The organism is Phaeovulum molybdatiresistens, from assembly GCF_023544865.1.
In the GTDB taxonomy this organism is placed as follows: domain Bacteria; phylum Pseudomonadota; class Alphaproteobacteria; order Rhodobacterales; family Rhodobacteraceae; genus Pontitalea.
In genome coordinates this window covers 108,631-122,038 of the sequence record NZ_JAMJFX010000004.1, presented here as the reverse complement: position 1 = coordinate 122,038, position 13,408 = coordinate 108,631, and the positions used below count along the sequence as shown (strand labels likewise).

12 protein-coding genes are annotated in these 13,408 nt (G+C 67.6%); 1 reads left to right on the top strand and 11 read right to left on the bottom strand.

Annotated features, from left to right (window positions below):
* Positions 1 to 139: 139 nt before the first annotated feature.
* From lpxC to ftsW, 10 genes are all read right to left on the bottom strand, one after another.
* Complete coding sequence (lpxC, locus tag MXB90_RS04980; protein WP_250041856.1) at positions 140 to 1,057, bottom strand: UDP-3-O-acyl-N-acetylglucosamine deacetylase; 918 nt, start codon at positions 1,055 to 1,057, stop codon at positions 140 to 142.
* Between the two features lie 225 nt (positions 1,058 to 1,282).
* Positions 1,283 to 2,932, bottom strand: a complete 1,650-nt coding sequence (ftsZ, locus tag MXB90_RS04975; RefSeq protein ID WP_250041854.1) for a cell division protein FtsZ — start codon at positions 2,930 to 2,932, stop codon at positions 1,283 to 1,285.
* A gap of 207 nt (positions 2,933 to 3,139) precedes the next feature.
* Positions 3,140 to 4,474: a cell division protein FtsA gene (ftsA, locus tag MXB90_RS04970; protein ID WP_250041852.1), complete on the bottom strand. Its 1,335-nt coding sequence runs from the start codon at positions 4,472 to 4,474 to the stop codon at positions 3,140 to 3,142.
* On the bottom strand, positions 4,471 to 5,439 hold the full coding sequence (locus MXB90_RS04965) for a cell division protein FtsQ/DivIB (protein ID WP_250041850.1): 969 nt from the start codon (positions 5,437 to 5,439) through the stop codon (positions 4,471 to 4,473). The genes ftsA and MXB90_RS04965 overlap by 4 nt, the downstream gene beginning before the upstream one ends.
* Positions 5,427 to 6,350, bottom strand: coding sequence for a D-alanine--D-alanine ligase (locus MXB90_RS04960; protein ID WP_250041848.1), 924 nt, complete (start codon positions 6,348 to 6,350; stop codon positions 5,427 to 5,429). Before MXB90_RS04960 ends, MXB90_RS04965 begins: the two co-directional genes overlap by 13 nt.
* Positions 6,351 to 6,381: 31 nt before the next feature.
* On the bottom strand, positions 6,382 to 7,341 hold the full coding sequence (gene murB, locus MXB90_RS04955; protein ID WP_250041846.1) for a UDP-N-acetylmuramate dehydrogenase: 960 nt from the start codon (positions 7,339 to 7,341) through the stop codon (positions 6,382 to 6,384).
* A 38-nt stretch (positions 7,342 to 7,379) separates the two neighbouring features.
* Positions 7,380 to 7,631 (bottom strand): DUF2484 family protein, encoded by a 252-nt coding sequence (locus MXB90_RS04950; protein WP_250041844.1) that lies wholly within the window; start codon positions 7,629 to 7,631, stop codon positions 7,380 to 7,382.
* A gap of 4 nt (positions 7,632 to 7,635) precedes the next feature.
* A complete protein-coding gene (gene murC, locus MXB90_RS04945) occupies positions 7,636 to 9,054 on the bottom strand; it encodes a UDP-N-acetylmuramate--L-alanine ligase (RefSeq protein ID WP_250041842.1) in 1,419 nt (472 codons plus the stop codon).
* On the bottom strand, positions 9,051 to 10,157 hold the full coding sequence (locus MXB90_RS04940) for a UDP-N-acetylglucosamine--N-acetylmuramyl-(pentapeptide) pyrophosphoryl-undecaprenol N-acetylglucosamine transferase (protein ID WP_250041833.1): 1,107 nt from the start codon (positions 10,155 to 10,157) through the stop codon (positions 9,051 to 9,053). The genes murC and MXB90_RS04940 overlap by 4 nt, the downstream gene beginning before the upstream one ends.
* A complete protein-coding gene (ftsW, locus tag MXB90_RS04935; RefSeq protein WP_250041831.1) occupies positions 10,157 to 11,323 on the bottom strand; it encodes a putative lipid II flippase FtsW in 1,167 nt (388 codons plus the stop codon). Before ftsW ends, MXB90_RS04940 begins: the two co-directional genes overlap by 1 nt.
* A gap of 234 nt (positions 11,324 to 11,557) precedes the next feature.
* On the opposite strand from ftsW, the gene MXB90_RS04930 reads away from it, so the two are divergent.
* On the top strand, positions 11,558 to 11,998 hold the full coding sequence (locus MXB90_RS04930) for an HIT family protein (protein WP_250041829.1): 441 nt from the start codon (positions 11,558 to 11,560) through the stop codon (positions 11,996 to 11,998).
* On the opposite strand, the gene murD is transcribed toward MXB90_RS04930, so the two are convergent.
* The gene (gene murD / locus MXB90_RS04925; RefSeq protein WP_250041827.1) at positions 11,995 to 13,392 is read right to left on the bottom strand and encodes a UDP-N-acetylmuramoyl-L-alanine--D-glutamate ligase; all 1,398 of its coding nucleotides are present in this window, start codon (positions 13,390 to 13,392) and stop codon (positions 11,995 to 11,997) included. The two genes, MXB90_RS04930 and murD, sit on opposite strands and share 4 nt — an antisense overlap.
* Positions 13,393 to 13,408: the final 16 nt, after the last annotated feature.

Sequence of the window (13,408 nt, the reverse complement as noted above, 5' to 3'; positions counted from 1 at the left end):
CCTTGGCAAAAGCTGCCCCGCGTGACGCGGAACCGCCCCTTCGGTTTGTCCTAGCACAGAAAAATCCGGGGCGCAAAACGCCTTTCACCGCCGCGGCATAGGCCGGATGACAGCGGACGGCCCGGCATCGGCGCGCGGGTCAACGCGCCGCGACGCTGGCCCGGCAGACGCCCGCACCCGGCAGGCCATAGGCCTGCGCGGGCGAACATTCTTCCCAGGTCCAGGCCGAAGGATCGGCGAACAGCGCGCGCAACAGACGGTTGGTCATCGCATGACCCGCCCGCGTGCCGGAATAGCGGCCCAGGATCGGCGCCCCGGCCAGGGCCAGGTCGCCAAGCGCATCCAGCATCTTGTGACGCACCGCCTCATCGGCGTGGCGCAGACCGCCCGGCGACAGGACGCGGTCACCATCGACCACAACGGCGTTTTCATAGGTGCCACCAAGGGCCAGACCATTGGCGCGCATCGCCTCGACATCGGACTGGCGGCAGAAGGTGCGGCTATCGGCCAGTTCGCGCACAAACGCGCCATTGGCCATGTTCAGCCGCTTGGCCTGACGGCCGATCGCGGCATCGGCAAAGTCGATGACGAAATCGATTTCCAGTGCCGGGGCCGGGTCCAGCCGCGCCACGGCCTCGCCTTCGCGCACCTCAACGGGTTTCAGAATGCGGATGGCGCGCAGCGGCGCATCCAGTTGGCGCAGGCCCTTGGCCTGGATCCCCGCGACGAAGGGGGCGGCGGACCCGTCCAGGATCGGAACCTCGGGGCCGTCGATCTCAATCAGGGCGTTGTGGACACCAGCACCGACCAGCGCCGCCATCACATGTTCGATCGTCGAGACAGAAACGCCTTCGGCATTTTCCACCAATGTGCACAGCCTGGACGGTGTCACCCGGTCCCACAGCGCGGGAATGCGCGGATTGGCCGCGCGCACATCGGTGCGGCGGAAGACAACGCCATGATCGGCGGGCGCGGGGTGGATCACCATCCGCACAGGCTGGCCCGAATGCAGGCCAACGCCTTCAAACACCGCCGGGGAACCTATTGTCGTCTGCACTGCTGCACCCTTTGTTTCACTTGCCGGTGGCGGCGCCGCCCAAGGGGCACCGGACCGCAGCATCAGCTAAGCCCCCGGGGGCCGGTTAACAATTCACTCTTTGTAACGCATTGAAACAATTGCCGCAGGCTTGGGCACAAGCCTGCCGATCACGGCATAATGCATTGATATACAATGACAAAGGGCCGGGATCGCCCCGGCCCTGTCTGGTCTTTTGTGAACGGATCAGTTCGCCTGGCGCCGCAGGAAGGCCGGGATTTCGATCCGGTCCTGATCGGGATCGGCGGCCTGATCTTCGTCATAGGCCTGATGCTGCTGGGCGACGGTGCGCGCCTGGGGTGCGGGCTGCGGCGCCTGCTGCGTGGTTTCAGTGCCGTGGCCGGTCATCCGGTTGATCAGCGAGTTGATGCCAAACCGCGGGCGTTCCGCCTGGGGGGCGGGCTGCGCCGCGGGCCGCTGGGCCGCCAGACCACCTGCAAGCGGGCGCTGCGCCGCCGCCGAGGGGGCCCTGTTCACCGCCGCCTGCAGACGCTGCAGCGCCTCGGGCGAGGGGGTGCCGGGCGCGCGCGGGCGCGGGGCGACAAAGGCGCCCATGTCGTCCTCGACCTGCAGGTCGCGCGCCATCGGCTGCGGCGCGGGCTGCGGCCGATAGGCCGGGGGCGGCAGATCGTCGGCATGGACCTGCGCGTGCGACGGCGCCTGCGCGGGGGCCGTGTGCTGCACCGGCGCGCACATCGGCGCGGCTTCGGGCGCGTCGAACAGCCCCGGTTCCTGCGCGGCGGCCTGCTGCACCGGCGCGGTGGATGCAGCCACCGGCGCGGGTTCGGCCACCGGGGCCTCTTCGCGCGCGGCAGGGCGCAGCGGTTCGGACATGGGGCGGCGCGGCACCGGGACTTCGGCGGTCGCCGGGGCGGCGTCGATGCCAGTCGCCACGACCGACACCCGCATCTGCCCTTCCATCGACGGGTCGAGCGTCGAGCCCACGATGATGTTCGCGTCGGGGTCCACTTCCTCGCGGATGCGGTTGGCGGCTTCATCCAGTTCGAACAACGTCAGGTCATAGCCGCCGGTGATGTTGATCAGAACGCCCTTGGCGCCACGCAGGCTGATTTCATCCAGCAGCGGGTTGGCGATCGCTTTTTCGGCGGCCTGGATCGCGCGGTCATCGCCATCGGCCTGGCCGGTGCCCATCATCGCCTTGCCCATTTCGTCCATCACCGAGCGCACGTCGGCAAAGTCGAGGTTGATCAGGCCCGGGCGCACCATCAGGTCGGAAATGCCCTTCACGCCCTGATACAGCACGTTGTCGGCCATCGCGAAGGCCTCGGTGAAGGTGGTGCGTTCGTTGGCCAGACGGAACAGGTTCTGGTTCGGGATGATGATCAGCGTATCGACGACCTTTTGCAGCGCCTCAAGCCCCTCTTCGGCCTGACGCATCCGCTTGGATCCCTCGAACTGGAACGGCTTGGTCACGACGCCCACGGTCAGCACGCCCAGTTCACGCGCGGCCTGCGCGATGATCGGAGCCGCGCCGGTGCCGGTGCCGCCGCCCATGCCGGCGGTGATGAAGCACATATGCGCGCCGGCCAGATGATCGACGATTTCTTCAATCGTCTCTTCGGCGGCGGCCGCCCCGACCGAGGGGCGCGCGCCCGCGCCCAGACCTTCGGTGACCTTGACGCCCATCTGGATGCGGGCCGCCGCGCGCGACTGCTGCAGGGCCTGGGCATCGGTGTTCGCCACGACGAACTCGACCCCTTCCAGCTGCTGCTCGATCATGTTGTTGACCGCGTTGCCACCCGCCCCGCCGACGCCGAACACGGTGATCCGCGGCTTGAGGTCTTCGTGATCCGACATCATCAGATTCAAGGTCATTGGTTTCCGCCTGTGATTTTGTTCGGCCCCTGTCCCGAGCCGGTTTCCCTGAAAATTAGGGTGATTTTAGCCTTGATTCCGTGGAACGTCACCTGAAAAACACAGTTACTCCACAAAATCTGGAAGGCGAAAAACCGCCGCAAGCGGTATTTCGCGCATGACGCAGCATCTGGTGGAAACGATTCGCATCCACCGCAGCGGCTGGGTTCACCAATTGTCGCGGAACCAGCGCATCGCACGCTTGAGCGAGCGGGCCGGATAGCGTTCGGCGGGGATTTCGAAATCCCACCATTCGTCCTGCGGATGGGCGGCAAACAGCGCCAGCCCCACCGCGCTGGCAAAGCCCGCCCCGGTCGCGGCCTGCGGCAGGCCCTGCACCCGCAGCGGCCGGCCCAGACGCACGTTCTGGCCCAGGATCCGCGCCGCCAGCCCGTCCAGCCCGGGGATCTGGCTGGCCCCGCCCGTCAGCACGATCTGCTGGCTGGGCAGATGGTCAAAGCCCGCCGCATCCAGGATCGCGCGCACCTCTTCCAGGATTTCCTCGACGCGGGGGCGCATGATGCCGATCAGCTCGGTCCGGCTGATCTGGCGGCGGTCCTTTTCCCAGTCGCCCGAATTGCCCGACAGCTCGATCATCTCACGATCATCCATGCCGGTGGCATAGACCCCGCCGTGGAAGGTCTTGATCCGTTCGGCCAGCGCCATCGGCACCTGCAGCCCCGCGGCAATGTCCTTGCTCACCAGATCGCCGCCCATGCGCACCGCATCGGCAAAGATCATGTGTTTCTTCATGAAGATCGACACGCCCGTGGCGCCGCCGCCCATGTCGATGCAGGCCGCGCCCAGTTCCTGTTCATCCTCGACCAGGCTTGCGATCCCCGAGACATAGGCCGAAGACGCCACCCCCGCCAGTTCCAGATCGCAGCGCCGGATCACATGGATCAGGTTCTGCACCGCATCGGCCTCGATCGTCAGCATGTGCATGTCAACGGCCAGCCGCTGGCCGACCTGCCCGCGGGGATCGCCAAGCCCGGTGCGGTGATCGAGCGTAAAGTTCACCGGCTGGGCATGCAGCACCTCGCGCCCGGGGCCGATGTCGGGCATGTCGCAGGCCGCCAGCACGCGCGCCACATCCTGTTCGCTGACATGACCGTCATGCAGCGTGACATCGCCCGCCAGCCCATAGCTGCGCGGCCCCGCGCCGGAAAAACAGGCAATCACATGATCCACGCGGGTATTGGCCATCTTTTGCGCCGCCTGCACCGCGGTGCGGATCGCGCGTTCGGTTTCGGCCATCGCGTCGATTTCGCCAAAGCGCACCCCGCGCGACCGGGTCGTCGCCGCGCCGATCACCCGAAAGCCCGCCTGCCCCGCCAGGGGGCCCAGCCCGTCGCCCTCGCGCATCGCATCGGCCCCGTCGAAGCGCAGCACCAGACAGGCGATCTTGGATGTGCCCACATCCAGAATCGCGATCACGCCGCGCTGCATTGCGGTCTTGCGCATGTTGCGCATCGCGCGCTGGAATTCGTAAAGATCTGTCATCGTACAGCCCTCGCCTTCGTGTCCGGGCCGGTGATCCTGCGGAATTCCTCCAGAGCGGCGGCGGAAAGGCGGATCGTGGGCCGGGTTTCGTTGCGCATGTCGAGATGGGTAAAATCGCGGTCAAGAATGTCTTCGGCGGCATCCAGCGCCAGCACGCGTTCGATCGCGCGCACCGGGTTCTGTTCGGGCAGCAGGATGCGCTGATCGCGTTCCAGCACCAGATCCCAGCGCCGTTCGCCCACCCGCACCAGTCCGCGCGCGCGCGGCAGGATCGGCGCGGCGGCGGCCAGCACGGCCAGCGCCTCAGGCACGGCACGATCGGCGCCCACACCCGCGATCAGCGCCAGATCAGGGCGCGTCTCGCGCGCGATCAGCGTGGCGACACGGTGGCCCGTCGCATCCAGCATCTCAAGACCCGTCGGCGCACGCCACAGGATCGCGGGGACGCGTTCGGTCACCGCTGCCTCCAGCACGCCGCCGGGGCGGATCATCAACCCGACATCGGCCACCGCATCCAGCCGCCGGATCATCGCGCGGAACGCGTCCAGATCAATCGCGAAGGACGAGGCGGGCAGCTGCACCGGCATCATCGCGCGGATCGCGGCATCAACCTCGGGGCTGGCGCCCTCGATCTTCAACAGGCCGACCATGAATTCGGGGCGGTTCTGGATCGACAGCTTGATGTCTTCATAGCTCGCGACCAGATCGGCGCGGCGCCCCTCATCGCCCAGCCAGATGCCAAGGCCCAGCACCACGGCAAAGACCGGCAGGCCGATCCGGGTCAGCGCGCGCACGAACGGCGTCAGCCACAGCCGCTGCAACCGATAGGCCAGGCGCGAGGGCGCGGGGTCACGGCGTGGCGGGCGTGGGGCGGCGGCGGCCATCTGCGGCGCACGCGGGGCCGCGCCCGGACGGGGTTCGGCGCGCAGCTGCGGCCGCGGGGGCGGGGCACCTAGCGATCGCATGAGGCATCCTCGACGATCCAGCGGCACAGATCGGGGAAACCGATGCCCATATGCGCCGCCTGTTCAGGCGACAGCGAGGTCGGCGTCATCCCCGGCTGGGTATTGGTTTCCAAGAGTACAAGGCCCGCAAGGCCCCGCGCCTCATCCCAGCGGAAATCAGTGCGCGACAGACCCCGGCACCCCAGCGCGCGATGGGCGCGCAGGGCATGGTCCAGACAGGCCGCGGTGATTTCGGGCGGCAGATCGGCGGGCAGCACATGGCGCGACCCGCCGGGGCTGTATTTCGCGTCGTAATCATACCAGCCTGTGGTCTGGATCTCGGTCACGCACAGCGCGCGATCGCCCATGACGGAACAGGTCAGCTCACGCCCGGGGGCATAGCTTTCCACCATCACCATCTGCGGCATTTCATCGGACAGTTGCGGCGGGCGGTTCGCGCCGTCCAGCACCAGATAGACCCCGACCGAGGACCCCTCGTTGTTGGGTTTGACCACATAGGGCGCGGGCAGGACATGGCGGGCCATGACCTCGGCCTTGGGGGCCAGCACGCTTTCCACCACCGGCAAGCCGGCGGCGCGGAAGGCATCCTTGGCGCGGGTCTTGTCCATCGCCAGCGCCGAGGCCAGAACGCCCGAATGCGTATAGGGAATGCGCAGCCATTCCAGCAGGCCCTGGACACAGCCATCCTCGCCCCAGCGGCCATGCAGAGCGTTGAAGACCACGTCGGGGCGGATTTCGGCAAGACGCATGGCCAGATCGGGGCCGGCATCGACCTCGATCACCTCATAGCCCGCCACCCGCAGCGCCTGGGCACATTCGCGCCCCGAAGACAGGGACACCGCCCGCTCTGCCGAGGGGCCACCCATCAAAACCGCCACACGGTGGGCTGCCCTGCTCGACACACCCGCCACTTTCGCCTCTTCCCGGGGTTATCCCCGTGGATTATTGATCTTTTTCTACCGCATCAGGCGCCACAAAATCGCCGATGCGCATGATTTCCCACTCTAGCGAAATTCCCTGCGTCTGCAAAACCTTTTTGCGCACCTCTTCGCCAAGCGCCTCAAGGTCGGCGGCGGTGGCGCCGCCCGCGTTGATCAAAAAGTTGGAATGCATTTCCGACATCTGCGCGCCGCCCCGCCGCGCGCCGCGCATGCCCGCCTTGTCGATCACCGCCCAGGCCTTCAGGTCATGCACATCATCGGCCCGCCCGGTCGAGGAATAGCCCACCGGGTTGCGAAACGTCGACCCGGCGGACCGTTCGCGCGTGGGCTGGCTGGCATCGCGCCGGGCGATCTGGTCGGTCATCTTCGCCTCCAGCGCGGCCGGGTCGCCCGGCGCGCCTTCGAACACGGCCTCGACCAGCACCCAGCCTTCAGGCAGGTGGCTTTGACGGTAGGACAGGCGCAGATCGACAGGGGTCAGCGTCACCGCCCGCCCCGCGCGGTTCAGCGCCCGGGCCGAGATCAGGTGATCGGCGACATATTCGCCATAGCACCCCGCATTCATCCGCACCGCGCCGCCGATACTGCCCGGAATGGTGCGCAGGAAGGTCAGGTCCACCCCCGCCTCGGCCGCGCGGCGCGCGACATGGGCATCCAGCGCCGCCGCCCCCGCCGTCACCCGGTTGCCCGCAACCGTGATGCCGTTGAAGCCCCGCCCCAGCCGGATCACCACCGCGCGCAGGCCGCCATCGCGCACGATCAGGTTGGACCCCACCCCCATCGGAAACACCGCCACGCCCGGGTCCAGCGCCGCCAGAAACGCGGCCAGATCGGCCACATCCGCGGGCTGGAACAGCCAGTCCGCCGGGCCGCCGACGCGCAGCCAGGTCAGATCGGCCAGCGGCCGGTTCGGGGTCAGCACCCCGCGGGGGGTGAAATCGGTGGTGAAAAGCGTCTTCATGACCAGGGTCTAATCCGGCCCGGGCGGGCGCGCAAGCGTCACTCGGCCGGGTCGGGCTGGCGCAGGCGGCGCATCAGGTGGACCAGCGGCCAGCGCAGCACGCTCATGCCGCCGACCAGCACCGCCAGCCCCCAGACCGGGCCGTTTTCATAGGTGACCCAGCCCAGGATCGGCACGCCCGACGCGATCAGCGCCCAGGCCGCGCGCCAGTGAAACCGGGCCGGGGCAAGCGCGATCGACGTGGCCAGCACCGCCCAGAGGCAAGCGGCAAGAAGCGACAGCGTCCCCATCCGCCTAGGTCAGCTTCGCGATCAGGCCATGCGCCCAGGCCGAAATCGTGCCCGCGCCCAGGCAGACAACAATATCGCCCGGCCGGGCCTGTTCACGCACCAGGCGTGCCAAATCCTCTTCATGGTGCAGCGCGCGGGCATGGCGATGGCCGTGCCGGATCAGCCCCGCCACCAGATCATCGCGCGAGGCGCCGGGGATCGGGTCTTCGCCCGCCGCATAGACATCGGCGATGGCGACCACATCGGCCTCGTTGAAGGCGGTACAGAAATCATCGAACAGGCTGGCCAGACGGGTGTAACGGTGCGGCTGATGCACGGCGATGACGCGCGCGCCGGGCTGGCCCGACACCGCCTGCCGCGCGGCCTTCAGCACGGCGGCAATTTCCACCGGATGGTGGCCGTAATCGTCGATGATGCTGACGCCGCCCAGCACCTCGCCCAGCTTGGTAAAGCGGCGGTTCACGCCGCCAAAGGCGGCCAGCGCCTCGCGGATTTCATCGCGCTTCATGCCCAGATGGCGCGCCACCGCAACCGCCGCCAGCGCGTTCGAGACGTTGTGATCGCCCGGCATCGGCAGGGAACAGTTTTCGATTTTCGAACCCTCGCCCTCGGATTGCAGCAGGATATCGAAGAACGCCTTGCCCTGATCGAACCGAAGGTTCACGGCGCGCACATCGGCCTGGGCATTGAAGCCAAAGGTCACGACGCGCCGGTCGGTCAGCTTGCCCACCAGCGCCTGCACCTCGGCGTGGTCGGTGCAGCAGACGGCCAGACCGTAGAACGGAATGTTCGAGACGAAATCGTAAAACCCCTTGCGCAGCGCGTCAAAGCTGCCCCAGTGTTCCATGTGCTCGGGGTCGATATTGGTCACGATGGCGATCGTCGCGGGCAGGCGGTTGAAGCTGCCGTCGGATTCGTCGGCCTCGACCACCATCCATTCGCCCGCCCCGGCCCGGGCGTTTGATCCATAGGCATGGATCACGCCGCCATTGATCACGGTGGGGTCGAACCCGCCCTTGTCCAGCAGCGTGGCCACCATCGTCGTGGTCGTGGTCTTGCCATGCGTGCCCGCGACTGCGATGTTGGAGCGCAGCCGCATCAGCTCGGCCAGCATCTCGGCCCGGCGCACCACCGGCAGGCCGCGCCGGCGCGCCTCTTCCAGTTCGGGGTTGCCCGCCTTGATCGCCGAGGAAATCACAACGACCGCCGCATCGCCCAGGTTGTCCGCGCGCTGGCCTTCGAAGACCTTCGCGCCCAGTTGCACCAGCCGGTCGGTGATCTTGCTGGCCTTGGCGTCCGACCCCTGCACCGTGAAGCCCTGGGTCATCAGCACCTCGGCGATGCCCGACATGCCGATGCCGCCGATCCCGACAAAGTGGATGGGGCCCAGTTCCCCGGGAAGTTTCGTAGCGGCTGCGCTCATGTCTTGGTCTTTCGTGCAAGCGCCTCGACCAGATCGACCAGCCGGGCGGTGGCATCGGGGATGCCGTAATTCAACGCGGAATGGGCCATCTGCACGGCCCCGGCGGGATTGTCCAGCACAAGCGCGACCTGTTCGGCCAGCGTTTCGGGGTCAAGCCGCGCCTCGGGGATCAGGATCGCGCCGCCTGCGTCCACCAGCCCACGGGCATTTGCGGTCTGATGATCGCCCGTCGCCGCAGCATAGGGGATCAGGATCGCGGGGCGCCCGATGACGGAAATATCCGCCACAGAAGAGGCCCCCGCGCGCGAAATCACCAGCTGCGCCTCGGACAGGCGGCGGGGGACGTCGTTGAAGAAGGGCTGCACCTCGGCGGCGATACCGGCGGCGTCATAGGCGGCGATCACGCGGGCCATATCTTCGTCGCGGGCCTGATGGGCGACGCGCAGATTGGCGCGCAGCCGGTCGGGCAGCGCGGCCAGCGCGGCGGGCACCATATCCGACAGGATCCGCGCGCCCTGGCTGCCGCCAATGACCAGCACGCTCATCGGATAATCGCCGGGCGGGATATAGGGGGCGGCGGCACGGTCGCGCACGGCGGCGCGCACCGGGTTGCCGGTGTGAACGGCCTGCACCTTTTCGGGCAGCGCCGTGGGCCAGGTGCCGCAGGCCAGCACATCGACGCGCGGCGCAAAGAGCCGGTTCACCTTGCCCAGAAGGCCGTTTTGTTCATGGATCGCGCGCGGAATGCGCAGCGCCACCGCCGCCGCCAGCGCCGGGATCGTCGGATAGCCGCCAAAGCCCACCACAACCGTAGGCCGGTCCGACAGTCCAGCCACGATGGCCTTGACCACCCCGCCCGCGATGCGCAGCGGCACCACCGCCCGGGCCAGAACGCCACCGCGCGCGAAGGTGGCCGAGGGGACCTGTTCCACCCGCACCACATGCGGAAAGCCGCCCGCATAGCGCGCGCCGCGCGCATCCGTCGACAGCTTGACGCGCCAGCCCCGGCGCACCATCGCCTCGGCCAGGGCCTGGGCGGGGAACATATGCCCCCCCGTCCCCCCGGCCGCGATCAGCAACAGCGGTTCGCGTGTCCGCGACATCACCACCCCCTGCGCGCCAGAATATCCGAGATCTGCCCCTGCGGGCGCGTCCGGGTCAGCGCCAGCAACATGCCCAACGCGATGCCCGAGGCGATGACCGACGATCCGCCATAGCTGACGAAGGGCAGCGTCATCCCCTTGGCCGGCAACAGCCGCACCGCGACCCCCATGTTGATGAAGGCCTGCACGCCAAAGGCACAGGCAAGTCCCGCCCCGGCCAACCGCGTGAACGTATCGCGTTCGCGCATCAGCCGGATCAGCGACCGCACCACGATGGTGGCGTAAAGCGCGATGATCATCAGCACCAGGATCAGGCCATATTCCTCGGCCGCGACGGCGATGATGAAATCGGTATGGGCATCGGGCAGCGACCATTTCACCGTGCCCTCGCCCACGCCCACGCCAAAGAAGCCGCCTTCCTGGATGGCGTTGGTGGCATAGCCGATCTGGGTGCGCGGGTCGATTTCGGCCGACAGAAAGCCATCGATGCGGCGCGCGAAATGTTCCGAAGAATTATAGGCCACCACGCCGCCCAGCACCGTCATCCCCGCCAGCACCGTCAACAGAAAGATCGGCGCCCCGGCGATGAAATACATCACCCCCCAGGAAAACAGCACCAGGCTTGCCTGCCCGAAATCGGGCTGCAGCGCCAGCAACAGCACGATCACCAGCGCCAGAACAAAGGAATAAAGCCGCCCCGGCGGGCCCGCGACCTCTTGGGAGGCGGCCATGAACCAGGCGGCTAGCACCACGAAACCGGGCTTGAGGAATTCCGACGGCTGCACCGAGGCGAAGCCGAAGGACAACCAGCGCACCGCGCCCTTGCCGAAATCGGTGCCAAAAAATGGCAAGGCCAGGATCGCGATGAAAGCGCCGACAAAGCCGATCACGCCCAGCCGGCGCACCTGAACCGGGCTTAACATCGACACCAGCGCCATGACGCCCAGCGCAACCACGCCAAAGAACGCCTGCCGTTTGACGTAATAAAAGGGTTCAAGCCCGTTCTTTTCCGCCAGCGGCACCGAGGCGGCCAGCCCCAGCAACATCCCCAGCATGAACAGCAAAAGAACGCTGGTCAGCGCCCATTTGTCGATTGTCCGCCACCAGCGGGGAAGAATCGGTTCACCGGCCCGCACGGGCACGGTGCCAAAGACCATCTCTGTCATGGGCTACCGCCGTCTCTGCCTCAAATCGCCCGTTTGCCGGGTCTAGCAAAAACTCTACCCCATTCGCAGGCATCTGACCAGAACGGACTTGGCCGCGCGGCCCGGCCATGGCCGTTTTTTGCCGCCGTGGGCGCGACTTGCGCGGAACGGGGTGATTGCGGTCAGCGCGCAGGCGGGGCAAGCTGGAGCCAGACCGACCAACCGCGCCTGAACGGCCTGCCCCAAGGACCAGCCATGACCGAACCCTGCCTGTTCTGCCGCATCGCCGCGGGCGAACTGCCCTGCCACAAGCTGCATGAAGATGACCACGTTCTGGCCTTTCTGGACCTGCATCCGGTGCGCCCGGGCCATGCGCTGGTGATCCCGCGCGCCCATTACCCCTGGTTTGAGGATCTGCCCACCGATCTGGCCTGTCGGATCACCACCCTGTCCCAGCGGATCGCCCGGACCATGAAGGCGCTTTACGGGGTGGAACGGGTGGCGATGGTCTATACCGGCATTCATGTCGCCCATGCCCATGCCCATCTGGTGCCGATGCACGATGTGCATGACATCACCTCGGCCGCCTATCTGACCGAGGGGCCAGATCGCTTTACCGCGCCACCCTCGCCGCCCGCGGGAACCCTGGCGGCCACGGCAGCGGCGCTGCGCGCGGGGCTGGCCCGCGCAGGCTAGGCCAAGGCGCGCACCAGCGCGGTGAAATGCTCGCCGCGCTTTTCGAAATTGGGATATTGGTCGAACGAAGCCGCGGCGGGGGCCAGAAGGACGGTATCGCCCGGCTCGGCCTCGGCGGCGGCGCGGGCCACCGCACGGTCCATGGTTTCACAGATCTCATGCGGCAGATCGCCCAGTTCCAGCGCGAAATCGCGCGCCGAATGGCCGATCAGATAGGCCTTGACCACCGTCCCCAGGAAGGGCGTCAGCCCCCCCAGACCACCATCCTTGCCAAGCCCCCCGGCGATCCAGCGGATGCGCGGAAAGGCCTGCAGGGCCTTGGCGGCACTGTCGACATTGGTGGCCTTGGAATCATTGACGAAGCGCACCCCGCCGCGTTCCGCGACCAGCTGCGACCGATGCGGCAGGCCGGCAAAGGAATGAAAGGCCGCCTCAATGTCCCGCGGGGCAAGGCCCAGCGTGCGGCAGGCGGCATAGGCGGCGCAGGCATTCTGGTGGTTATGCGCACCGGGCAGGCCCCGAACCTCGCGCAGGTCGATCGCGGCCACCTGCCGCCCCCTGCGCCATTCCGCCAAAAACCCCTTGCGCGCAAAGACCGACCAGCCGTAATCGCCCAGCTTGCGCGCCGCCGAAATGCGGATCACGCGGTCATCCGCCGGACCAGTGGCCAGCTGATTGGCCAGAAAGACGCCCTCTGGCTCATCCACCCCGATGATCGCGCGGTCGGGCCCGCCTTCGGCAAACAGCCGCCGCTTGGCCGCGAAATAGCCCCCCATGCCGCCGTGCCGGTCCAGATGATCGGGCGACAGATTGGTGAAGACCGCAACATCCGGCGTCAGCGCGCGGGCAAGATCCGTCTGGTAAGAGGACAGTTCCAGCACTACCACCTCGCCATCCTCGGCGGGGTCCAGATCCAGCACACCGCGCCCGATGTTGCCCGCCATCTGCACCCGCCGCCCCGCCGCCTGCAGGATGTGATGGATCAGCGCCGTCGTCGTCGACTTGCCGTTCGAGCCGGTGACACAGACGGTGCGCGGGGTCACGTCAAAATTGTCCCAATCCGCGCTGGCCCAACTGCGGAAGAACAGCCCGATGTCATTATCGACCGGCACGCCTGCCTCCATCGCGCGGGCGATCAGGCGGTTCGGTGCGGGATACAGATGCGGGATACCGGGCGAGACGATCAGCGCCGCGACCCCCTCGAAAGCATCGGCCCGGGTCAGGTCATGCAGCGCGAGTCCCGCCGCCTGCGCCCGGTCGCGCGCCTCGGGACTGTCGTCCCAGCACAGCGGCATGGCCCCGCCCGCCGTCAAGGCGGCAGCGGTGGCAAGGCCGGACCGCCCCAGCCCAAGCACCGCGACACGTTCGCCTGCAAAACCCTGAACCGGAATCATCCCTACCCCCTGCTTG

What these genes read in the sequence shown, in the direction of transcription:
- ftsZ (WP_250041854.1), bottom strand. Translation starts at nt 2,932, where the DNA reads ATGACCTTGAATCTGATGATGTCGGATCACGAAGACCTCAAGCCGCGG.
- ftsA (WP_250041852.1), bottom strand. Translation starts at nt 4,474, where the DNA reads ATGACAGATCTTTACGAATTCCAGCGCGCGATGCGCAACATGCGCAAG.
- MXB90_RS04965 (WP_250041850.1), bottom strand. Translation starts at nt 5,439, where the DNA reads ATGCGATCGCTAGGTGCCCCGCCCCCGCGGCCGCAGCTGCGCGCCGAA.
- murB (WP_250041846.1), bottom strand. Translation starts at nt 7,341, where the DNA reads ATGAAGACGCTTTTCACCACCGATTTCACCCCCCGCGGGGTGCTGACC.
- MXB90_RS04950 (WP_250041844.1), bottom strand. Translation starts at nt 7,631, where the DNA reads ATGGGGACGCTGTCGCTTCTTGCCGCTTGCCTCTGGGCGGTGCTGGCC.
- murC (WP_250041842.1), bottom strand. Translation starts at nt 9,054, where the DNA reads ATGAGCGCAGCCGCTACGAAACTTCCCGGGGAACTGGGCCCCATCCAC.
- MXB90_RS04940 (WP_250041833.1), bottom strand. Translation starts at nt 10,157, where the DNA reads ATGTCGCGGACACGCGAACCGCTGTTGCTGATCGCGGCCGGGGGGACG.
- ftsW (WP_250041831.1), bottom strand. Translation starts at nt 11,323, where the DNA reads ATGACAGAGATGGTCTTTGGCACCGTGCCCGTGCGGGCCGGTGAACCG.
- MXB90_RS04930 (WP_250041829.1), top strand. Translation starts at nt 11,558, where the DNA reads ATGACCGAACCCTGCCTGTTCTGCCGCATCGCCGCGGGCGAACTGCCC.
- murD (WP_250041827.1), bottom strand. Translation starts at nt 13,392, where the DNA reads ATGATTCCGGTTCAGGGTTTTGCAGGCGAACGTGTCGCGGTGCTTGGG.